We start from the raw sequence: 554 nt of genomic DNA on the forward strand, positions 1-554 counted from the left end.
TTTTTTCGCCACGGCAAGCAGCGGTTTAAGATCTTTACGCGGGTTTAAATTTACGCCGTGCCGCTGGTAAGCGTCTTTCTTGATGTGCAGAGCTTTGTTGTACGCAAAACGAACTGCACCGAACTGAGCGTTGAGATATTCAGCCTGTTCTGGTGTAGGGTAGATGCGTACTTTTGTTGCTCTTAACATCATCAGCGCTCATTGATATAATGTTTTTATTTTAACATGTTAGGGCAATATATCAATTGAGTAATCATAATGATTTACAGGCGGGTTCCCTCTGAAATCGGCACCGTGTCAGTAAACTGGTCGTGCCTCTGATCTTTACGACAAAGTATCGACGTAAGCTATTTGACGGACAGATGCTCGCTCAACTGCGTGATGCATTTGACTCCGCTGCGGCAAAACTTTGAATGCGAAATTATTGAGATGGACGGAGAGCCTGACCATGTGCATCTGCTGGTTGCTTACCCGCCAAAACTGGCGGTCAGTGTGATGGTCAACAATCTGAAATCAGTATCGTCGCGCCTGCTGCGCCAGCAAAACACACATTT

General features: G+C 45.8%; 2 protein-coding genes. One reads left to right on the plus strand and one right to left on the minus strand.

The window, feature by feature from the left end; translation table 11 throughout:
• On the minus strand, positions 1–189 hold a 189-nt coding region (locus BHE89_RS19900), incomplete at its 3' end, for a helix-turn-helix domain-containing protein (RefSeq protein ID WP_171742454.1).
• 192 nt (positions 190–381) lie between these two features.
• On the opposite strand from BHE89_RS19900, the gene tnpA reads away from it, so the two are divergent.
• The coding region (gene tnpA / locus BHE89_RS19905; protein ID WP_458694203.1) for an IS200/IS605 family transposase at positions 382–554 on the plus strand (173 nt) is incomplete at its 3' end.

The organism is Shigella sp. FC1967, assembly GCF_001743005.1.
Taxonomy (GTDB): Bacteria; Pseudomonadota; Gammaproteobacteria; order Enterobacterales; family Enterobacteriaceae; genus Proteus.